Raw genomic sequence first — 22,787 nt, 5'->3', positions numbered from 1 at the left:
CTAGAGTTATTTTATTGGTTCATAAGCAACCAAAGGGCCGCTATTCTGTTGCCTGAGGGGACGTGTCCCACAAAAGCATCATTACTATCGGCAACACGTCCATTATGATATGTTTTCCCTATAAATTGACCATATTGGTCCGTCACGGTTCCATTTTCATCCACGTGCCCAAGATTTACGTTTCCATTGCTGGTTACACATCCATGACGATCGATCTTTCCTGTAAAGATGATGTGATGTTGAGGGTTTGTTATGACACCTTTGTGGTCGATATGCCCTATAACCACTTTCTTTTTATTCGTGATATTTCCTGCTCTTAGGTTCCAATGAGAGATAACGTCCTGTTCCTGGGATAGGGCTGAGTATTGAGATGGAGAACCGTCTTGCCGCTCAGGAAAATTATCATGAGGCCAGGAATTGTTGGTTGGTGGGGGAGGCTGATTGTTCAATAGAACAAAGGCAGCAATCTTATCTCCTCTGGTAACGCTTCCGAGAAGAGAGCCATCGGAGGAGGTTACCTCACCATCACTATCGAGCTTTCCTATGGTCTTTCCGTATGCTTCTATATCGCCGTTAGAAGAAAAACTTACGGTACCGTATCTTCTTGAATCTATGGTGCCATTAGGGTTGATTTGCCCTACGGTGGTTCCATCGGCAGATTCTATGACGCCAAAGCTACTTAAGTTCCCTATTTTGTCAATGTTATTTGCTGTGATATTTCCTGATTCTTGCCCCCAATAATAACGAAATTGGTTGTTTTCTTGAGTAGATTCAATAATAACCGGTGCTACATTTGAGGCTGATTGTGTAGATTCTACATTATTATTTATAGCGTTATTTTCTAGAATTTCCTTTTGATGATTTACGTCTGGATGATGTTCTTCGTTTAGTTTTTGGGAATCTACGTCTGTGTGATGCTCCTCATGTGATTGTTCATGGGGTGTGTCTACATGCTGTGCTCTGTGCTGCTCTTCATGATGGACCTTTGTTGAAGGAGCTTCTTCGTGACGTTCCTCATGGTGCATTTCTGTTGCAGGAGCTTCTGCGTGATGTTCCTCATGATGGGCTTTTGTTGAAGGAGCTTCTCTGTGCTGCTCTTCATGATGGACTTTTGCTGAAGGGGCTTCTTGGTGACGTTCCTCATGGTGCACTTTTGTTGCAGGAGCTTCTGCGTGACGTTCCTCATGATGGACTTCTGTTGAAGGGGCTTCTTTGTGCTGCTCTTCATGATGGACTTCTGTTGAAGGGGCTTCTTTGTGCTGCTCTTCATGATGGACTTCTGTTGAAGGAGCTTCTCTGTGACGCTCTTCATGATGCACCTCTGGCGGAGGAGCTTCTTCATGACGTTCTTCATGATGCACCTCTGGCGGAGGAGCTTCTTCATGACGTTCTTCATGATGCACCTCTGGTGGAGGTGCCTCTTCGTGATGTTCTTCAGGAGGAGGAGGAGGAGGAGGAGGAGGTGGTGGTGGTGGTGGTGCTTCTGCATGGGGCTCTTCATGAGGGGCATCATGATGATCTGCAGTTTCCGCATGCAGGTAAAGCGGAAACATGAGAAGGCATGATGCTAGGAGGTATTTTTTCATAAAAAATCCTTTTTAAGTTAACAAGATTTTTTATTATTATTTCTCTATACATTTATTAGTGATGGATGATTAATTAGTTATTATTAATAATGTAATATTCATTTTAATTTATAAATTACATGTAATTTATAGTATTAACCAATTCTCATCATTAATTTTATTTTTAAAGGAAAGAAAGTGGCATGTATTAAAAAAGACCTTTGGTTGGGTGTGTTTTTTTAGCAACATGCCGTTTTTTTAAACTAATTTCATAAATTATGATTATTGAAGTTAAGAAGCATTTTCATTTAAGAGCGTTCTGCCTTCATTTTGGTAGTTGCGGAGCGTGGAATGAGCCGTTTTGTTCGACATTGTTTGAAGCCTGTGTCTGCGATCTTAACGTTCGGCAGCGCTGCAGGAGCACAGGCCGAGCCTGCCGCGACGATGCACAGTCGAGCTTCTACTGCAGAAGAGAGCCATGCGGATAAACAGGGGAATCCTGTTTCACAGCAGGGTTCATCACTGTCTGTAACGAGCAAAAATGTTGAAAAGCTTCATGTTATTGGTCATCCTTTCAATGTCTTGCATGCAAGCAACGATATGGGGCGAATGCCTCAGGATGTGATGCATACGGCACAGACGATTGACGTTGTTCCACGTGAATTAATGAAGCAGCAAAATGCAAAATCGTTGGATGAAGCCTTGAAGAATGTTCCGGGTATTGCGGCTTCTGTTGGTGAAGGAGCGGGTGGCCTGAATGGGGATCAGTTTCTTATTCGGGGTTTCCCGGCTCAAAACGATATTTATGAGGATGGTCTGCACGATTTTGGCGTCTATACGCGCGATAATTTTAATTACGATTCCATTCACGTCATTAAAGGCCCATCTTCTCAGGTCTTTGGTAATGGGACGACTGGTGGCGCGATTAATGCCGTTACAAAAATGCCGATGTTAAAGAATTCGATCAGTGGTGATTTTAGTGGTGGGTCAGGGAATTACTATCGAGGAACTTTAGGGATAAATCGTCAATTTGGGGAGCATAGTGCGTTTCGTATTGATGGCGTAGGCAATTCTAACAATGTGATAGGCCGTAAAGGAGTCTTTGACCATCGTTGGGGGATTGCCCCGTCAATTGCCTTTGGTTTGGGGACGAAAACCACCGTCGTTTTCCAAATTATGCATTTATCTGATAAAAGTGTGCCCGATTTTGGGGTTCCGGTGGTGCAAGCGCGCGGTTCTACCGTGGGGCGTCCCATCACAGAATATAGCGTGCCGCGTCATAACTGGTATGGAAAGGATCAAGATCGTAATAAGACGAGTGATACAATGGAAACATTGCGTCTTACGCATCATTATAACTCACATATAACGTTCCATAATGATCTGCGCTTTGGTGAGTTTAGTCGTGATTTTACGGCGTCTAAAGTTCAATGTAAGCAGGGATGTATTAACGCCCTCAACAGTGGAGATTTTGCGGCCGGGGAGATTGAGCGTACAACGCCTGGCAGCAGTGTGCCAATGCCCTATAAGCAATGGAGCTGGTCTGTCCAAAATGTTGCTTCTATGCAGGCTGATTTTCATACGGGTTTTCTAAAACATCAGCTTGTTACGGGGTTTGACATGGAATATGTCCATGATGCCCGTCATCAATATGTGTATAACAAGGCCGTTCCCCAGGCGAATTTATTGAATCCTGATTCGAGCAATGCTGGAGGGGTGTACCGTATTCCTGCAGGGAATGATCCTAAATTTATGCCGTATATCGCGGGGTTAGGGAAGAAACCCAACAGCACGGGGTATGGTTTTGATACGGGTATTTTCCTGTATGACCAGATATGGTTTGCGAAATGGATCTCCATTAAAGGTGGTTTCCGTTGGGACCGTTGGCAGAGTGCTTATCGCGTTACGGGGGGGCCGAGTAGTTTTGTTGCGAATGGGAAGACGATTGCGAACCCTGATCAACGTATTCCTAGTCGGTCAGATATTATTAATCCGACAGCGAGCCTCATTATCACGCCCAATAAGTGGCAGATGTTCTATTTCACCTATGCAAGTTCAACGACCCCTGTAGGAATGTATGTGACGAGTGGTGCGATAGCGGTTCGCCCTGGCAAAGGGGGGACATTGCCCTCGGATAAGCCCCAGCGTGCTCAGCTCTATGAAATTGGGAGCAAGATGAGCTTTTTCCATGATCGTTTAGGGGCAACAATCTCATTGTTCCGTTTGGATAAAAGCAATGCCCTTACGACTGACCCTGTCGCTGATTCAACCTTCAATACAGGAGATAGGCAGAGGAATCAGGGGTTAGAGTTATCGCTCGGCGGGATGATACTTCCTGGTTGGAATATAACGGCTACATATGCGTTGTACGATCCAAAAGTAACTTCGTCTTCAACCCCAGGAAATGTTGGCAAGAGGATTCAATATGTGCCGCATAATCAGGCGACGCTATGGTCAGCTTATGAAGCATTTCCCAATACGCCGTGGAATATAACAGTTGGCGGAGGTATTACATGGAGGCAGGGTGTGTGGCTTGATAATGCCAATACTGCTCGTGCTCCAGCGAATGTTGAGTTTGACAGTACGCTCTCTCATCGATTCAATCGCCATTGGAGTGCGTCGCTTAATGGGTACAATTTGGCGAACCGCCTTAATTATAGCAGTCTCTTTTCAGGGTATGCGACCCCCGCTCCAGGGCGTACCTTTTTGGCTCGCTTAAGTATGGATTATTAAAGAGTGCTTTGTTGAACAAAGGGAAAAGGACAATTTTATGATGCTGCATATTCCTGCTGTTCTTTCGCCAGAAGAGCTTACGTACCTACGGTCTCGTTTACAGGAGGGGGAGTGGGTTGATGGTCGAAAGACGGCCGGGGGGCAGTCAGCATCTGTCAAAAATAATCTTCAAATCCCTCCGGATAGTCCTTTAGGGCGTGAATTATCAACTTTTATTTTACGGAAGCTCGGTACAAATCCTTTGTTTAACAGTGCGGTGCAGCCTTTGCGCGTCGTCCCTCCCTTATTTAATCGATATGATAAAGGGATGTCCTTTGGAGCTCATGTTGATAACGCATTACGTCCCATTCCAGGGACAGGGCAGCGTATTCGCACAGATGTGTCGAGTACGCTGTTTATGAGCGATTTAGACGAGTATGAAGGTGGCGAGCTCGTTCTTTATGGTCCTTCGGAAGAGAAGGTCGTGCGTCTGCCAGCGGGGGATATGATTGTCTATCCTACACGGGCTCTTCATAGTGTAACACCAGTGACGCGTGGTAGCCGGTGGGCGGCTTTCTTTTGGGCGCAGTCTATGGTGCGTTCCCAAGAGCATCGCGACATACTCTTCGATCTTGATCAAACGATCATGAATTTAATGAGTCGTTTCGGTCCGGAAGATCAAGAGGTGCTCCGCCTTACAAACGTGTATCATAATTTGCAACGCAGTTGGGCAGAGCTTTAGGCCTTACATTATTTCCTTAGAAGCGTGCGGTTACATCTACATAATAGTAACCACCATTGATGCCGAGTTGTGATGTGCTCATGTAATATTTTGGAACCCCAAGATAGCGATTCCCTTTTGGGGTTTTGCTTGGGTAGGCAGCAAAGATATTATTACCGCCCAGTGTTGCGTTCCAATGACGATTGATAGCGTAGCTAACGGACAGATTGGTTGTCCATTTCGGTTTATTATGGAATTGCAGATAATTGGTCGTTGATGCGGTCGATGTGTTGTTGTTTTTATAATAAGTAAGTTGAGATGTTGTTTGTCCGTAACGAATCTCATGAAGAGAAACCGTCCAGTTGCCATCTGGAGAGAACCAATTCCCGCCAAAAATCATTTTACTACGGGGATAGGCCGTTGTGATGTAGGCGACACTGGGTGGGTTAAGGAGTGGGCTTCCATCGTCTCGTGTTGCTTGGTGTCGTAAACGAGTGCGGTTGAGATTAATGGAGACATCCCAATTTACATGACCGAAACGGCCAAAATCCGTGGGGTAATGCGCTATAATATCGAGCCCTTGTGTGCGGGTATTGGCCACATTAGCAAACCATTGTGTGGAAAGATTGTTTCCTGAGATGCCGGCAGGAAGTTGGAATCCATTGGCTGTAAGGATGGAGGCCGCCGTGCTGCCATATTGGTTCCCACCTGGGAGAATACGGCCGCGGAGATCAATTTGGTAAGCATCAACCGTTATGTTGAGTTTTTTAATTGGTTCGGCAATAATTCCGCCTTCTATATTTGTGCTTTGCTCAGCTTTAAGGCGTGTTGCGCCATGCGCTAGGGCCCCAGGTGAATTAGCGGCGATCAAACCGCGCGCAACAGTGGGAGAGATGGTTAGAGCGGAGTAATGTTCTTGCGGTAATGTGGGGGCATGAAACCCATTACTAAAGGTTCCCCGCAGGGCAAAACGCTTTGTAATATCGTAGCGAGTAGAAATTTTACCTGTTTGGGTATTTCCTACATCCGTATAATGTTCGTAACGTCCAGCCGCATCGACTTGCCAGTTTTTCGTCAGATGAGTGGCTATATCAACATAGCCAGCGACGACATCACGATTGAAGTTTCCGGCATTTTGTGAGTTGGTTCCTGAAAGGGCCAGGCTTGTCCCACCGTTATAGGTACTGTCGGGGGATCCGGTAGCAATAGAGTAGGATTCGTAACGATAAGAGGCTCCTCCGGCAAGATTGATGCTATGCGGCCATATGGATAAATGAATTTTTCGAGAGAGATCGAAGCTCGATGTCCATTGAGAATTATTATATCCCTGAACATTATTGAATTTCTGGGGCGTTTTCCCTGTTGCCTTATAGAGGGCTGTATTAGCGTCTTGTTTTAAGCCGATATTGTCAAAGTCGCGGCCATAAACACTTGATAAATCCCAGTGCCATCCAAGAAGTTTTCCCTTTAAGCCTGCGGTTACTTCAAAGTCATTTTCTTCATTGGTTTGAAGTGGGGAGTAGCCATCAGGATACAGAGCTTCATAGCCAGGATAGGCTGTTAAGGCAGAAGGCAGGCGATAGTTTTGAAAAGCTTCTGCATGGCGATGTGCGTAAGTGGCTGTCGCATAGGCTTGTAGTGTGTTGGTAATGTCATAGCCGGCGTTGATCGCGATGCTTTCACGGGTTTGTTCAGGCTGGCTTAATATTTTATTAATGGTTGTTCCTGTGCGGCTATCGGGTGCTGAACGGAAGGCATGATCTTGATGGACGAAATCGCCACCAATATGGATGAAGCCTCGATTGTTAAGATTAAACCCACCGTCTAGAAAAAGCCCTTGCTGATATCCATCTCCGTCGCTTGTAATGCCGCTATTAGAGCGCATGGTGAGACCACGGCTTTGTTTCTTAAGGATAATATTGACAACCCCTGCGACGGCATCTGAACCATATTGAGCGGAAGCGCCATCACGGAGCACTTCGATATGATCGATGGATGACATGGGGATCATGTCAATATCTGTGGGGGTGGTTCCTTGTTGTGGACCAGTATCAGCGTAAATATTGGCTGTCGTATGCCGGCGGTGACCATCGACGAGAACGAGAGTTTCGTTCGAGCTCAGACCACGAAGGCTGATTGAGTCTGTTAAAGCTCCTGTATCGAACCCACCCGTTGGAACTGTGAGAGAAGGGAGTAAGAGCTGTAAGGCATCGCGTAAAGTAGGTTGTCCCGTGCGAGCGAGTTGTTTACTGGAAACGACATCAACAGGTGCAATGGCATCCCGTGCTTTTTTTCCGAACTCGCGTGTTCCTGTAACAATGAGGTCTTCATGCCCGCCTGATGGAAGAGCATGGAGTGTGTGGTGTGATGCGGCACGATGGAGAGAGTTTTTCTTGGGAAGTTTTTTCTCAGAGGAGGCAGCCGACGCGTCTGCATTGATAACGAGCGCTGAACCTAAAAGCGATGATGTAAGAACAGCAGAAACGAGTGAAGACAGACGAGCGGTCATGGAATATCCTGCGGCGAAGGAACTCGAATTATTTCACGATGCAGGGTAGATAAAAATTGTCTGTTTCATAAATTATGAACCGCATGAAACAGTAATTAATTCAAATCACTCTACACTATTGTAAATTATCAAGAAGAAAGAATTGTGGCAATCCGCTTGTTCTTCAGAGTGTAGAGATTTTGGAACACTGTTGCTCATTTCCCTCAGCATACACTGGTGAGACAGAGGGGACCTATAAAAATCCCTGCATAACCAAGGGGATGATTATGCAGGATATGGGGATGCTGGGGCGAAAGAATGCTTATGAGGGATCTGGCTCGTGAGAAGCCTGTGTGGAAACATGTGCACGTAACCCTGACTCAGGAACTTGGATATCAATTTCAAGTGTTGAGCAGTGCTCTCCCCGGTCGAGTTTGATATTCACATTATCCTGATCAACCGTAACATGTCGTGCCAGGACTTCGAGTATCTCTCTATGGAGAGTTCGCAACAGTGTAGAATCACCCTCAGCTTCCGCTCCTCGCTCGTGAGCGAGGAGGATTTGCAGGCGATTGCGGGCGACACTACTGCTGGAGGGGCGTTTACGCGCAAAGAAGGAATCTAGAAAACTCATGAGCCCCTCTTCTTGAAAAGAAAGTCAAGAAAACCACGTTTCTCTGTCGGGATCGAGACTTTGAGGTCCTCGCCCTCAAGGCGACGCACGGCCTCGAAATATGCTTTTGCTGGAGCACTGTCTGGCGCGGCCAAGGTTACGGGCGCACCAACGTTGGAGGCTTTCAGAACATCTTCACTTTCCGGTATGACACCGAGAAGAGGGAGGGAGAGGATCTCAATAACATCGTCCACGCTCAGCATCTCGTTGCGTGCTGCTCGGGCAGGATCATAGCGTGTGAGAAGAAGATGTTTCTCGACTCGTTCTCCGCGGGCAGCGCGTGCCGTGCGGCTGTCAAGCATACCAACGATACGATCTGAATCGCGAACGGAGCTTACTTCAGGGTTAGTGACGATAACCGCATGGTCTGCATGGTGCATTGCTAGCTGAGCCCCTCGCTCAATGCCTGCGGGGCTGTCGCATAAGATCCAATCGAATTTTTCACTCAGCTCGCTCATGACACGGCTGACACCTTCAGCCGTCAGAGAATCTTTGTCACGCGTTTGGGAGGCGGGAAGGATTGAGAGCGTTTCGCATCGCTTATCACGGATCAACGCCTGATTCAGTTTAGCATCACCCTGCACGACATTAATGAGGTCAAAGACAACGCGTCGCTCAGCCCCCATAATAAGATCAAGGTTACGTAGTCCAACATCAAAATCCACGACGGCCACGTTCTGCCCATTACGTGCTAGGGCTGCCCCTAATGCCGCGGTTGTAGTCGTCTTCCCAACGCCCCCTTTTCCTGAGGTGACAACAATTATCTGAGCCATGAAATATTCAACCCTCTCCATTTTTCCAAGTAACCGTGTGCCCGATCTGGGAGAGTGTTTCGGAATAGCAACACACAGTCAATAAACAAAGCATCTCTAACAGAAAATTCTTTTAACAGACAAAAGCTTTATAAAGGTTAAAAGAATTATTCTTACGACCCAATTGACGATCGATCATCACGTAAAGGGATGAACGACAAGTTTCTCTTCTTCCAGGATAGTCTGGGTAGGTAACCCGTGCCATTCGGAAGAGATTTCATCTGAAACCATATAGAAACCGTCAATCGCTAAAAGCTCGGCTTCCATACGTGTTGTAAAAATACGCGACTGAGGGCGCCCATCGACGCCTGCGATTGCACGGCCTCGTAACGGTCCATAAACGTGGATCGACCCCCCAGCGATGATCTCAGCGCCTGAGGATACCGCCCCAAGGATAATAACATCACCATCTGGGTTCTGCACTGATTGACCAGATCGCACGGGGCCATTGACGACTAAGGGATCTTTGAGTGCTGCAGTGTGCTCTTGTGGAGGCACTGAGTCAGGAGAATCCTCTGGAAGAGAAACATTGCCTCTTGGCCGTCCACCACTGAGCTTTCCAGGCCAGTCCCAGTTTTGGAGAGCTGGCCAGTCACGATTACCGCCTTCAACACCAATGAGACGAATTCCTCGCTTTTTAAGCTCATCTTGGAAATGCGCTAGCCCTTCTGCGTCTGGTTGAAGAAGGCTTAAGTCTAGAATGATGGGCTGCCGGTTGAAGAAACCAGCGGAACGAACCATCTGGGCATCTAGCCCCCGCAACCAAGATTCAAGCGGAGCTTCTGGTGACAAGATAAGCGCGAGGAAAGAGCGTCCGCGCGCACGAATCGTTATGGCCTCAGGCTTTGCGTCTATCGCTTGATCAGAGCTGATACCATTATGTGGCTGTAGAGAAGGTGAGGAATCAGACATGAGGCACCGTTTACCACTCTATTATAGGTATGTCACCGGAAGTCTCTTGTTTTGGACCCCCAGAGTGTTTTAGAAGAAGACCATGCGTATACTGCATCATCTTCCTTTGTCTCCGCAATCTCGCTTGGCACGTCTTTTGCTCGGTGAGAAGCGTTTGCCGTGCGAATTAGTCGTTGAAAAAGTATGGGAGCAAAATGATGCTTTCCATGCTCTTAATCCGGCAGGTGAAGTCCCTGTTTTGGTGGAAGATAGCGGAATTGTCGTGCCAGGAGCACGTGTTATCTGCGAGTATCTTGAGGATGTTTATCCCGATACGTTGTTGCTTGGACGGACGGTTGGAGAACGTGTTGAAGTTCGCCGGTTGTTAGATTGGTTTGATCGCCTTTTTCAGCAGGAAGTGACAGTCAATCTTTTAGGTGAGAAGGTCGAGAAGCGGCTTTTTGGTCAAGGGCATCCTGATGGGAATGTATTGCGTAATGGCTATAAGCACTTACGCTTTCATTTAGACTATATTGGATACCTTGCAGAGACGCGTAACTGGCTCGCTGGGCCTTCGTTATCTGCGGCAGATTTTGCTGCTGCGGCGCATCTTTCAACATTGGATTTCTTGGGTGATATTAACTGGCGTCATGCGCCGTCTGTGCGTGATTGGTATGCGAGGGTTAAGTCGCGCCCGTGCTTTCGTCCACTGTTAGAAGATAAAATGAGTGGCATTGTGCCCCCGCCTTACTATAAAGATCTCGACTTCTAAGATATTTGAGACGGTAAGTTGTTGGGTATATGAACGCCCCTGTTCTCTTGTCGATAGAGAGCAGGGGTTTTTCGTGCGGGGTTAGTAATCACTATGGTACATAGAAAGCACCTTCAGCCATGGGATGTGTTGGTGATCGGGGCTGGGGCTGCTGGGATGATGGCGGCGTCTGTAGCAGGGAAACAAGGTGCACGTGTCGCACTATTGGATCACGCGGACGAACCCGGGAAAAAAATCCTTATTTCTGGCGGAGGGCGGTGTAACTTCACTCATTTAGAGACGAGTTGGGAGCGGTATCACTCCTTAAATCCACGCTTTTGTCAGTCTGCGTTTGCACGTTATGGGGCTCAAGATTTTCTTGCGCTCGTTGAGCATTATAAAATTGCATGGCATGAAAAATCTCCAGGGCAGCTTTTTTGTGACGGGCCAGCCAGTCAGATTGTTGCGATGCTTCAAGCCGAATGTCGGGCAGGGGATGTAACATGGTATTTGCGTCATGCTGTACAACAAGTGACTCATGACGGTCATGTTTTTTCCATTAAAACCTCACATGGAGAAATGAGCGCGCACACTGTTATTCTCGCCAGTGGTGGTTTAGCCGTGCCCAAATTAGGGGCGAGTGACTTATCGTTACGTATAGCAAAACAATTTGGACTTAATATTATTCAGCCGGCCCCAGCTCTTGTGCCATTATGCTTGGCCGAGCCTTTTCCTGACCTGGCTGGAGTATCGCTTCCCGTAACGACATCATTGGGGAAAAAGGGTGTAAAGTTTACGGATGGGATGGTCTTTACCCATCGTGGGTTATCGGGGCCCGCTATTTTACAAATTTCGTCTTATCGTGATGCAGGTCAGAAGGTACGCATTAACCTTTTACCTGGGCATGATATTTTAGCTGAAATGCAAGCTGCGTGTCAGCGGCGCCCTCGTGCGCAAGCGGCAGCCTTGATGGAGGCGTTGCCCGCACGATTGGCACGTCATTGGGCACAGTCAATGATGGATAAACGACCTTTGGCGGAGCAGCCTGGACGGGCTGTAAGAACGCTAGCAGAACGTTTGGCACAATGGGAGGTTATTCCAAGTGGCACTGAGGGGTATGCTAAAGCCGAAGTGATGAAGGGTGGGATTGATACGCGACAACTTTCGTCACGCAGTATGGAGGTTCAGACGGTGCCAGGCCTATACGCGATTGGTGAGGCTGTTGATATGACCGGTTGGCTTGGGGGGTATAATTTCCAATGGGCATGGTCCAGTGGTGTGGCTGCGGGTTTGGCTGCTGCTGAGCGGTCTAGGGTTTTATGAGGTCGTAACACGGGTTTGGCTGCCTAATAGTGCGTTTTATACAGATATGTAACTTCGTGTATGAGCATTAATGCTTTATTAGTGATCATCTTATTAGGCGCTAGGAAATCAGATAATAAAGAGGCTCTATTTTTTAAGTCATTCTGGTTGGTTTCGTAAAATAGGAAAAGACCGGTAGAGAGAATACCACAGGAGGTGAGATGTCCGGGAGTAGGGCAATGCGTGAGAGAGAGGCTGATGTGATGCGTTTATTGCTGGTTGAAGATGATGATAGTCTTGCCGCAGAAATTATTGCAGACCTTCAAGGGCGTGGTTACGAGGTTTATCGTGCCGAAACGGGGGCAGAAGGGCTTGAAATGGCTCGGAAGATCCAGTTTGATCTTCTCGTTGTCGACCGGATGCTGCCGGAGTTGGATGGGCTGAGTGTCCTTGAGACATTACGCCAAGAAGAATATACGGTGCCTGTATTGGTGCTCTCTGCACTCTCTGCCGTCGGTGATCGTGTGAGCGGTTTAAAAGCCGGTGGCGATGATTATTTAACAAAGCCGTTTGCGATGGAAGAGTTGGCGGCGCGCTTAGAGGCATTGTTACGACGTCCTATGCATGGGCGGAGCTCGACCTTAAGAGTAGGCCCTCTGGAAATGGATTTGATTGAGCGGCATGCACAGCGTGATGGACGTGATATCGAGTTGTTGCCGCGAGAATTTCGTTTGCTGGAATATATGATGCGGCGTCCTAATATGGTGCTAACGCGTACGATGCTTTTGGAAGATGTGTGGAATTATCGTTTTATTCCACAGACCAATCTTGTTGATGTACATATAGGGAAATTACGCCGCAAAGTTGATGCTCCGGGAGAGGAGCCTTTGATTGAAAGTATTCGCGGCGTAGGGTTCCGTTTGCGTGTTCCGGATTGATTTATTTCGTACAGCGACATTTCGTCTAACATTAGCTTTAGTTGCGGTTATTGTACTGGGCATGGGGCTGCAGCTCGTGTTGCTTTATGGGCAGATGAGCGCTTACGAGCAGTTGCGAGCAAGTAGTTTGTTGCATCGATCAGCTGCTGTGCTTGTTCAGGAGGAGCCTAAGGCGCTTGAGGTAAAGCTCCAGGAGAGAAGCACGAATGAATTACGTGTTATCTTGAATGGTGCCGCGTTGTTTGACCGCAACCATAATCATATTGCGGGCGATATTCGGAAATGGCCGCCTGGGTTACGCCTCACTTCGGAGATGCAGTCGCTTCCAATGAAGCTGCCAGATGGATCGCAAGTAGAAATGCGATTTCTGGCCGTAGAAGTCTTAGGGCCCAAATCGCAAAATGACCGTATTTTAGTATTGGCACGTTCTCAGCATTTGGCTGATGAAATGCGTTTTATTGCGTGGCACGTTGCTCTGCTATCTGTCTTACCTGTCGTGGTTTTTGCGTTAATTGCAGGAATTTTCTTAAGTCAACGCGCATTGGCAAGAGTGCAAAATATTCATCAAGCTATTGAGAGAATTATGAAAGGAGATGTCCATGAACGTCTCCCGGTTGGGCGTGGTAATGACAGCTTGGTAAAGTTGTCCGTGTCGGTCAATCATATGCTTGATCGTCTGGAGCAATTAATGGGTGAAATGAGGGATGTTGGTAATGACATTGCTCATGATTTGCGCACCCCTTTAGCGCGCGTTCAAGCGCGGTTGGATAGAACCGCAGGGCTATCCTCTTCCCTTCCAGTGCAGCAGGGAGAGCAGCTGGATAAAATGCTTGGGCAGTGCCGACGTGACCTTGAACAGTGCTTTTCGATCATAACGGCAATATTACGGATAGGCGAAATTGAGAGTGGTCAACGGCGTGCTGGATTTTCGGCGATGGCACTAGGGCCGCTGGTGGCGGATTTGGTTGATTTGTATGAGCCTATTGCTGAGGATCGGGGGATTGCCGTTGATGTGACAGGGGATGAGGTCACGACCCCGATTTTTGGGGATGTTGATTTATTAGGCGAGATTCTTGCAAACCTTCTCGACAATGCCATCAAGTTCACCCGGAAAGGGGGATGGATTCGCATTGCCGTTGGGGTGCGTCATGATGACCGTGTGTTTCTTGAAGTCAGTGATACGGGAATCGGTATCGCGGCTGAGGATAGAGACGCTGTGTTGGGCCGTTTTTATCGTGCTGATAAAAGTCGGCATATACCGGGAAGTGGGCTTGGCCTTAGTCTTGTTGCGGCGATTGTGCGGTTACATAATGCTGTGTTGGATATTGAGTCGAATGTTACGGAGACCTCATCGTCAGGCACAACTTTCCGGGTAATCTTCCCTGTTTTTTCTGGCCAGAATATGACCCTTTGAGGAGAAGGGGTCTTTAGGTGTGTAAAATTCTTTTCAATGGAAAAGGCATTCTTTCTTTTGCCGTGCGGCCTTATAGGTCGTTAATATGTCTGTCGATGTGAGTGAAACTCTTGAGGGGGTTGCTTTGTCATTGTGATGACATGTTTTGACGAGAGTCAGTTGGTGAGATTGTTCGCAAAGGAGTGATGCTGCGTGAGGATAACGACGGGCCGGGGAGAGCGAAGGATGCAGGTGGTTACCTATGGCGGTGATGTCGCCTGATGAACGCTATTGTCGTTACGGCATTGCGCCGCCCGTATACGTTCGTCGTTTTGTCGATTGTCATCGTTATTTTTGGTATTCGAGCCATCTTGGGAACACCGACAGATGTTTTTCCAAGTATTAAAATTCCTATCGTCGCAGCTGTTTGGTCCTATACAGGCCTTATGCCTGAGGAAATGTCAGGGCGTATTGTCTATTATTATGAGCGAACACTAACAGCGACGGTTAGTAATATCGAGCATATTGAAAGTAGCTCTTACTACGGCCGCGGTGTGGTGAAGATTTTTTTCCAACCCGGTACGAATACAGCAGTTGCTCAAACGCAGATTACCTCTGTATCGCAAACAGTTATTAAGCAGCTACCTACAGGCGCGACACCTCCGCTTATTATTGCGTTAGATGCTTCCTCCGTTCCTGTGCTGACCTTGCAGGTTAATAATCCGAACATGTCGAGTTCGGAAATTTATAATATGGCGTCTAACCTCATCCGTCCTGAATTGGTTTCGGTGCCGGGAACTGCAATACCGAGCCCTTATGGTGGTATCGCGGCTGACATCATGGTGGATATTGATCCGACCAAATTGCTGGCTCATCGGCTTTCTCCTGTGGATGTCGCGACGGCTCTTAACCAGCAAAATATTGTGTTACCGGGCGGGGATCAAAAAGTTGGTGCACAGGATTTAATGGTGCGTACCAACTCATCGCCTATGGATATTGATGCTTTTAATCGAATGCCCATCAAGCAGGTTGGGAACTCGGTCATATATTTGCGTGATGTTGCATGGGTGCATAAAGGCGGCCCTCCACAGATGAATGCCGTTTTGGTGCGTGGGCATCAATCCGTTATGATTGTTGTGCTCAAGAGTGGGAATGCATCCACATTGGATGTTGTGAGTGGGATTAAGAAGATCCTACCAGATGTTCAAAAGACCTTACCCAAAGGCACAACGATGAGTATCTTAACGGATGCTTCGAGCTTCGTGAAAGAGTCTGTTATTGACGTTGTGCGTGAGATGATTACCGCCGCACTTCTAACCAGTTTGACGGTCCTCCTTTTCTTGGGCTCGTGGCGGTCAACGTTGATTGTTGCGACCTCCATTCCTTTGGCCATGCTTTCGGCTCTTATCGGGCTGAGTATAGCAGGGCAGTCGATTAACGTGATGACGTTGGGTGGATTGGCTCTAGCGGTTGGTATTCTCGTTGATGATGCAACAGTGATGATTGAGAATATTGATGCCCATTTGCATATGGGTAAAGAGCTTGAACATGCCATCATTGATGCTGCGAACCAGATCGTTATCCCGACATTTGTTTCCACGACATGTATTTGTATTGTGTGGTTACCTTTGTTCGAGTTGACCGGTGTCGCGGGATGGCTCTTCATGCCGATGGCTGAAGCCATTATTTTTGCGATGATTGCGTCATTTATTTTGTCACGAACCCTTGTTCCGACGATGGCGAACTGGTTGCTTGCAGAGCAGGTAAGGCAGCAAAGAGACCCCAACGCACAGAAGAAAAATCCTGGTTTTTTCGGTCGGTTTCAGAGAGGGTTTGAGGCAGGGTTTGAGCGTTTCCGAGGAGCCTATCACAATGTTCTGACAAGCCTTGTGAATATACGGAGACGCTTTATAGCGATCTTTATGCTGGGCTCGGTGTCATCGCTCCTGCTTTTGCTCTTTGTTGGGCAAAATTTCTTTCCTGAAGTTAAGTCAGGCACGTTGCAGATGCATATGCGCGCTCCTATAGGTACGCGTATTGAAGAAACGGCTAAAATTAATGGGTTAGTAGAGCGTAGGATACGTCAGCTTTTGGCGGGACAAGTTGAAAGTGTCGTGAATAATTGCGGTCTTCCCATGAGTCAGCTTAACCAGGCGATGGTTCCATCCCCAACAACGGGTGCGCAAGATTGTGATATCACCATCCAGTTGAAGAATGATGAGAGCCCCATTCCGGAATATCGCCGTCTTCTCCGTCGCGGGCTGAATGACTCTTTCCCGGGGACTGTATTTACATTCCAACCGGGGGATCTCACATCTAAGATTCTCAATTTTGGTCTCCCATCTCCTATTGATGTGCAGGTGGTTGGCCGTAATCTGCAAGATAACTATGCTTTTTCTGTAAAGTTGGCGCAGAAATTACGTCACATCACGGGGGTAGCTGATGTTACGGTGCAGGAGCCAATGACGCAGCCTACGCTGCTGATTAATGCCCATCGTAGCTTTGCTATTGGTACCGGGGTGACGGAGCGTGATGTTGCCTATAATGCCTTGGTGACATTGTCGGGAAGTGCCCAGGTTGGTCAGACTTACTATCTGAACTCTCAAGGGACGTCCCAGCTTATTGATGTTCAGACACCGGCCAATTATTTGCAGACGCTCAATGACCTTGAAAAGGTGCCCGTGGACCGTGGTGATGGGAACCCTCAAAATCAGATAATGCAGCTTTTGGGTGGGGTGAGCCATTTTGTGGAGACAGGTACACCAGCTGAGGTTTCTCACTATAATATCATGCCTGTTTTCGATATCTATGCGAGCCCAGAAGGGGTAGACCTGGGAACAATATCTCGGCAAGTTAATAAGATTGTAGCGCAAGAGCGTGCTTTTTTGCCGCACGGTTCGGGCATGGTCGTCCGTGGTCAAGCCGTGACAATGAACGGTGCGTATAGCCAATTAATTGGTGGTCTCGCTCTGTCTATTGCGTTGGTTTATCTCATTATCGTCGTGAACTTCCAATCATGGTTGGATCCGTTTGTGATCGTTATGGCTCTGCCTGGGGCGTTGGGAGGTATTGCCTGGAGCTTGTTCCTTACGCATACGACATTATCCGTGCCTGCTTTGACGGGAGCGATCATGTGTATGGGAACCGCAACAGCAAACGCTATTTTGGTTGTTGCTTTCGCGCGTGAGCGTTTAGAAGAGCATGGGGATGCGATTAAAGCCGCTCTTGAAGCAGGGTATGAGCGTATTCGTCCTGTTATGATGACTGCATTGGCAATGATGATCGGGATGATCCCCATGTCGATCAGTAACTCTTCCAATGCACCGCTCGGTAAGGCGGTGATCGGTGGACTGATGGTTGCAACGGTTGCAACCTTACTTTTTGTCCCCTGTGTCTTTGCCGTTATGCATGAAAAATCCAATAAACCGACATCTAGAAAAACAGCGCTTCAAGAAGGGGGCCGTCCGTGAGTTCTTCGTCTCAGCTACCTCAAGGTCGTTCTCCGAAACGGACGCGTTTCATCGTCTTGCTTATTATTGTTGTCATTATTGTGCTTGTTGGGTGGGGGCTCATTCAGCGTGCTCTCGATACAAGAGAGATAAAACAAGAGACGGAAGATGGGGCAATTCCACGTGTTGCGTTGGTTTACCCGCAGCCAGGCCCCAAGGTTCGACAAGTCGATCTGCCTGCTAATTTGGCGGCATGGTATGAAGCCCCAATTTATGCGCAGGTCTCCGGCTACGTTAAGATGTGGTACAAGGATTATGGTGCACGTGTGAAACGGGGAGATCTTCTGGCAGAAATCAGTACTCCTAGTTTGGATGCACAATTTGCGGCGGCGAAGGCACATTATGACGTTGTGATGGCACGTTACCGTTTAGCCTTAATAACCACCCGACGGTGGACAGCTTTGCGCGGTACTCAAGCCGTTTCTCGTCAGGAAGTGGATGTACAGGCGGCGAATGCAGCAGCACAAAAGGCAGAGCTTGAAGCGGCCTTCCATGATGTTGAGCGTTTTCAGGCTTTAGAGAATTTTAAAAAGATTGTTGCGCCATTTGATGGAATTGTGACGTCGCGTTTGGTTAACGTTGGGGATTACGTCAATCCTGCCGGGGGTAATTTAAGCGCTCGGGGGTCCATTGCAGAATTATTCTCTGTTGCGGATGTTCATCGTATCCGTGTTTTCGTGTCAGTCCCACAAGACTTTGCGAGTGTTATCTCGCCTAAAATCACAGCTGACCTCAGTGTTCCTCAGTATCCTGGACGAAAATTCAAAGCGGAATTTCTGGCAACAGCGAGGGCGTTCAATTCTGCTACGCGTACTGTGACGACAGAATTATCCCTGAATAATGATGAAGATATGCTTTGGCCGAATTCCTATGCAACAGCCCATATTATGGCCCCTGGGGATCCTTCCATTTTGATTATCCCAACCAATGCACTGCTCTTCCGTGCTCAAGGGATGCAGATAGCGAAAGTGATTAATAACCACATTCATCTACAGAATGTGCAGGTCGGGGTGAACTTTGGTCTTACAAGCCAGATATTGAGTGGCTTGAGTGTGCATGACCAAATCGTAGCAAACCCTACAGCGGATATGTTGGAGGGGGATGCGGTGCACGTTGTTCCTGCTACGCGGGGATATAATGAGCAACCCAAACTTCCCCAATTGCAGGATAAGCCTTTGAGCAATGATAGCCCGGGCGATTTGCGTCGTGCTGGTGCTATGGCTCCGGAAGAAGAAGAGCCTATTGAGAGTAATCACCCCTCACCATCAGCGGGGAATGATGGGAGCAATGATCAATCCAAACCAGTACAGGGAAGGGGGCACTAATGGCGGCGCGTAATTGGCTCCGTAAAAGTGCTCTTTTAATAGGGGGGATGAGCTTTTTATTGGCGTCGTGTGATCTTGCACCGACTTATCATCCTCCACATTTGATTTATCCTAATGGGTGGAGTGGTCAAGGAATCATGCGCGACGCACAGCCTGCCGATATGGTGCAGCGCGGGCGTTGGTGGGAAGTATTGCAAGATCCCTTGTTAAATCAACTCGAGACGAAGCTCCTTAGTAGCAATCCTGATTTGCAGGCCGCGGCTGAAGCCTTCACACAAGAGCGAGATATTGCTCGGGAAACAGAAAGCCAGCTCTACCCTCAAATATCAGGGTCGGGGCGTATGAGCCGCAATAAAAGCTCAAGGAGGCGCCTCTATTTAAGCCGCAACAGTACATCACCCATTTATGAATCAAATGTGATGTATAGTGGGGCAGCAACGTGGGAACCAGATTTCTGGGATTCTATTCGTAACTCTACGCGCATGCAGAAGAATATGGCCCAAGCGAGTGCTGCAGAATATGCACTGACGCGATTGAGCCTTGAGGCAGAATTGGCGTCTCACTATGTAGCTCTACGTGGGCTTGATGCACAGCTTGCTGTTTATGCCGATTCCATTCGTTACTTCCAAGATGCTGTTGAGATAACGCGCCTTCGTCAAGGGGGAGCTATTGGTGATGGGTTGGATGTATCGCGTGCGGAAAATCAACTTTATGCGGCACAAGCCGGACAGAGCCGACTATTGGCACAGCGGCAGGTAGAGGAGCATGCGATTGCCGCCTTATTAAACACGGTGCCAGCAGGTTTTCATATCGAACCGATCAATGATGTAAGAATGCATTTTGCGACCGTGCAGATTAAGACCGGTCTTCCCTCAACACTATTGGAGCGTCGTCCAGATATTGCGATGAGTGAGCGACAAATGGCGGCAGCGGCTCGTTCTATCGGGGTGTCACGTGCGGCCTTTTATCCGCATATTACATTCAGTGCGACGGGTGGATTTGAAGATAGCGGGTTCGATCTGGCAAGTATTTCGCGGGCCTTTTGGACTGTCGCGGTTCAAGCTGTAGAGCCTTTGTTTACAGGAGGTATGCGCCGGGCTGCCCTCCAACGGGCTTGGTCGCAATATCGAGAAAGGGTTGATGACTACCGCTCTGTCGTGCTGGGTGCTTTTCAAGATGTTGAAGATGGTATCAGTCAGACACGTCTTTTTCATCAAGAGCAATTGCAACAAAAACGGGCCGTTGAGGCTGCTTTGCGAACACAAAGCATGACGATGTCCCTCTATACAGGAGGGTTGACGAACTATTTGGATGCTCTCGTTGCGCAGCAGGATGCATTACGTGCTCGATTGCTTGAGGTTCAAGCGCAGATGTCGCAAATCCAAGCGACGGTTCGTTTGGTAAGAGCTCTTGGTGGAGGCTGGGATTCAAGCGTTCTACCGAAAGTGAATGAAATAGATCCGTTTGGTCCTTTCCAATATGATAACCTCCATCATGCGCGTGCTGCGGGAGAGGTTCCTGTTAAGGGACAGGGGAAAGAGAATGGATTGGAACCGTCGAAGGAAGATAGTGATTTGACGGGGCATGATATAGGGCATCCTTAAAGGCTATTCTTGACAGTATGCCCAAATCGGTCTAGGGGAGCCATCCATGTCGAACGCGGGAGGGGGCTATTGGTTGGCCTCCGTATAGACCGCGGTTCGGGAACTAAAAATTAGGGAGTCCCGGATATGGCCAAAAAAGTTGTTGGCTACATCAAGTTACAGATTCCGGCTGGTAAGGCGAATCCGTCTCCACCAGTTGGTCCCGCGCTCGGTCAGCGTGGTCTGAACATCATGCAATTCTGTAAAGAATTTAATGCTAAGACGCAGAGTCTTGAGCCAGGTATGCCGATTCCAGTCGTCATCACGGCCTATGCGGATCGCACTTTTACCTTCATCACGAAGACTCCGCCAAACACCTACTTTCTTCTGAAAGCAGCGAAGATCACCAAGGGTAACTCTGAGGTCGGTAAGACGGCTTCTGTTGGTTCTGTAACGGTGGCTCAGCTTCGTGAGATCGCAGAAACCAAGTTCAAAGACATGAACGCGAATGACATTGATGGGGCTGTCCGTATGTTGGCAGGTTCTGCAAAGTCAATCGGTCTCGATGTGGTGGAGGGCTAAGACTGTGGCAAAAAATAAGCGTTTAGCCGCTCTGCGTGCCAAGGTAGACAGCAACAAGGTATATCCTCTGACAGAGGCTGTTTCTTTGGTAAAAGGTAATGCCGTTGCGAAGTTCGATGAGACCATTGAACTTTCTGTTGGCTTGGGTGTTGACCCACGTCATGCGGACCAGATGGTAAGGGGACTGATTTCTCTGCCAAATGGTACGGGTAAGACATTGCGCGTTGGCGTTTTTGCACGAGGCGCTAAAGCTGAGGAAGCTTTGGCTGCTGGCGCAGAAGTCGTAGGTGCAGAGGACCTTGCCGAAAAAATTCAGGCTGGTGAGCTGAATTTTGATCGCTGCATTGCAACGCCTGATATGATGGCTCTTGTTGGTCGTCTGGGTAAGATCCTTGGTCCACGTGGTCTGATGCCAAACCCACGTTTGGGGACCGTGACAATGGATGTTAAGGGTGCTATTGCGGCAGCTAAATCCGGGCAGGTTGAATATCGTGCAGAGCGTGCCGGTATTGTTCATGCTGGGGTTGGTAAAGCGTCCTTTGACGAAGCTAAGCTGGTTGAGAATATTAAAGCGTTGATTGATGCTTTGCAGAAGGCTCGTCCTTCTGGTGCTAAGGGTACATATCTCAAGAATGCTTCACTAACGTCCACGATGGGGGTTGGTGTTCGTTTGGATGTGACGAATTTAGAGGGTTAACAGTCTAATAGGAATCGCCGCCTTCGGGTGGTGTCGGGGAGGTGTTCATGCTTCCCCTTCCTGTCCAAGAGCGCACGTAACGGTCGTTTTAATGCTTCGAAAGAAGCGCGGGTGTCAGACGGGTGAGGTCGTATTTTCATGTATTTTATAGTGCATGGTGCGGGTTCCCTTCTATGGACAGGCGAGCGGATCTCGTTGTGAGGAGATATTCTCGGGGCGAGATCTATGGGTAACTTAGTTTGAGTGATCAGACTGACGAGGAGACAGGTTTTGGACCGTACGGAAAAACGGGCCTTTGTCGAGTTCCTCACAAACGTGTTTGGTAGCACGTCGACGGTGATTGTCACCCATAATAAAGGGTTGACCGTTGCAGAGGCGACAGAGCTGCGTCAGCGCGTTCGTGCAGTGGGAGCGACATATAAGGTTGCGAAGAACCGGCTGGTCAGCCGTGCTCTGGATGGGACCCAGTTCGACGGCCTAGAGCCGCTGTTCAAAGGGCCGACTGCCATTTCATGGGCAGACGAGCCAGTTGGCGTGGCGAAGGTGTTGGTCGAGTTCGCCAAGAAGAATGAGAAGTTGGAGGTGCTTGGTGGCGCCCTTGGTAACCAGGTGCTTGACGCCAATGGAATCAAGGCTCTTGCCGAGTTGCCATCTCTGGATGAACTGCGTGGCCAGTTGGTTGGTATGATCAGTACCCCAGCAACACGTCTTGCAGTCCTCAGTCAGGCTCCGGCCGCCCAGCTTGCTCGTGTTCTTGGTGCCTATGCCAGAACCGGCGACAAGGAAGCCGCTTAATTAACTTAGGTTCCCTTTTTGTGGGGGGCCTGTTTAACATGCATTTATAG

General features: G+C 48.3%; 17 protein-coding genes. 12 read left to right on the top strand and 5 right to left on the bottom strand.

The features are described from left to right. Positions 1-11: 11 nt before the first annotated feature. Positions 12-1,586 carry a hypothetical protein gene (locus GS501_RS07375; protein WP_237442465.1) on the bottom strand — a complete coding sequence of 525 codons (1,575 nt, stop codon included), beginning with the start codon at positions 1,584-1,586 and terminating at the stop codon, positions 12-14. A gap of 330 nt (positions 1,587-1,916) precedes the next feature. On the opposite strand from GS501_RS07375, the gene GS501_RS07370 reads away from it, so the two are divergent. Continuing rightward, on the top strand, positions 1,917-4,298 hold the full coding sequence (locus GS501_RS07370) for a TonB-dependent siderophore receptor (protein WP_160831229.1): 2,382 nt from the start codon (positions 1,917-1,919) through the stop codon (positions 4,296-4,298). A 37-nt stretch (positions 4,299-4,335) separates the two neighbouring features. After that, positions 4,336-5,019, top strand: coding sequence for a Fe2+-dependent dioxygenase (locus tag GS501_RS07365; protein WP_160831228.1), 684 nt, complete (start codon positions 4,336-4,338; stop codon positions 5,017-5,019). A gap of 16 nt (positions 5,020-5,035) precedes the next feature. Here GS501_RS07365 and GS501_RS07360 read toward each other — a convergent pair whose 3' ends face one another. From GS501_RS07360 to minC, 4 genes are all read right to left on the bottom strand, one after another. Further along, entirely contained in the window at positions 5,036-7,507 is a 2,472-nt protein-coding gene (locus tag GS501_RS07360; protein WP_160831227.1) for a TonB-dependent siderophore receptor, read from the bottom strand. A gap of 301 nt (positions 7,508-7,808) precedes the next feature. Then, on the bottom strand, positions 7,809-8,120 hold the full coding sequence (minE, locus tag GS501_RS07355) for a cell division topological specificity factor MinE (protein ID WP_160831226.1): 312 nt from the start codon (positions 8,118-8,120) through the stop codon (positions 7,809-7,811). Then, positions 8,117-8,932, bottom strand: a complete 816-nt coding sequence (gene minD / locus GS501_RS07350) for a septum site-determining protein MinD (RefSeq protein WP_160831225.1) — start codon at positions 8,930-8,932, stop codon at positions 8,117-8,119. The genes minE and minD overlap by 4 nt, the downstream gene beginning before the upstream one ends. A gap of 177 nt (positions 8,933-9,109) precedes the next feature. Then, complete coding sequence (gene minC, locus GS501_RS07345) at positions 9,110-9,883, bottom strand: septum site-determining protein MinC (RefSeq protein ID WP_160831224.1); 774 nt, start codon at positions 9,881-9,883, stop codon at positions 9,110-9,112. Positions 9,884-9,965: 82 nt separating this feature from the next. On the opposite strand from minC, the gene GS501_RS07340 reads away from it, so the two are divergent. The 10 genes from GS501_RS07340 (at position 9,966) to rplJ (ending at position 22,737) form a co-directional block, all read left to right on the top strand. Then, entirely contained in the window at positions 9,966-10,634 is a 669-nt protein-coding gene (locus GS501_RS07340; protein WP_160831223.1) for a glutathione S-transferase family protein, read from the top strand. A 93-nt stretch (positions 10,635-10,727) separates the two neighbouring features. Further along, entirely contained in the window at positions 10,728-11,936 is a 1,209-nt protein-coding gene (locus GS501_RS07335; protein ID WP_160831222.1) for an aminoacetone oxidase family FAD-binding enzyme, read from the top strand. A gap of 200 nt (positions 11,937-12,136) precedes the next feature. Continuing rightward, complete coding sequence (locus GS501_RS07330) at positions 12,137-12,853, top strand: response regulator transcription factor (protein WP_160831221.1); 717 nt, start codon at positions 12,137-12,139, stop codon at positions 12,851-12,853. After that, a complete protein-coding gene (locus tag GS501_RS09975) occupies positions 12,840-14,267 on the top strand; it encodes a HAMP domain-containing sensor histidine kinase (RefSeq protein ID WP_160831220.1) in 1,428 nt (475 codons plus the stop codon). Before GS501_RS07330 ends, GS501_RS09975 begins: the two co-directional genes overlap by 14 nt. Before the next feature lie 260 nt (positions 14,268-14,527). Next, positions 14,528-17,716 carry an efflux RND transporter permease subunit gene (locus GS501_RS07320; RefSeq protein ID WP_160831219.1) on the top strand — a complete coding sequence of 1,063 codons (3,189 nt, stop codon included), beginning with the start codon at positions 14,528-14,530 and terminating at the stop codon, positions 17,714-17,716. Then, the gene (locus GS501_RS07315) at positions 17,713-19,080 is read left to right on the top strand and encodes an efflux RND transporter periplasmic adaptor subunit (protein ID WP_160831218.1); all 1,368 of its coding nucleotides are present in this window, start codon (positions 17,713-17,715) and stop codon (positions 19,078-19,080) included. The genes GS501_RS07320 and GS501_RS07315 overlap by 4 nt, the downstream gene beginning before the upstream one ends. Then, entirely contained in the window at positions 19,080-20,684 is a 1,605-nt protein-coding gene (locus GS501_RS07310; RefSeq protein ID WP_160831217.1) for an efflux transporter outer membrane subunit, read from the top strand. The genes GS501_RS07315 and GS501_RS07310 overlap by 1 nt, the downstream gene beginning before the upstream one ends. A 126-nt stretch (positions 20,685-20,810) precedes the next feature. Beyond that, entirely contained in the window at positions 20,811-21,245 is a 435-nt protein-coding gene (rplK, locus tag GS501_RS07305; RefSeq protein ID WP_160831216.1) for a 50S ribosomal protein L11, read from the top strand. Between the two features lie 4 nt (positions 21,246-21,249). After that, positions 21,250-21,942: a 50S ribosomal protein L1 gene (gene rplA / locus GS501_RS07300; protein WP_160831215.1), complete on the top strand. Its 693-nt coding sequence runs from the start codon at positions 21,250-21,252 to the stop codon at positions 21,940-21,942. 270 nt (positions 21,943-22,212) lie between these two features. Then, the gene (gene rplJ / locus GS501_RS07295) at positions 22,213-22,737 is read left to right on the top strand and encodes a 50S ribosomal protein L10 (protein WP_160831214.1); all 525 of its coding nucleotides are present in this window, start codon (positions 22,213-22,215) and stop codon (positions 22,735-22,737) included. The last annotated feature ends 50 nt before the right edge of the window (positions 22,738-22,787 follow it).

This window comes from Saccharibacter sp. 17.LH.SD (genome assembly GCF_009834805.1).
In the GTDB taxonomy this organism is placed as follows: Bacteria; Pseudomonadota; Alphaproteobacteria; order Acetobacterales; family Acetobacteraceae; genus Saccharibacter.
The sequence above is the reverse complement of the archived record's forward strand: the minus strand, read 5'-3'. Positions and strand labels throughout refer to the sequence as shown.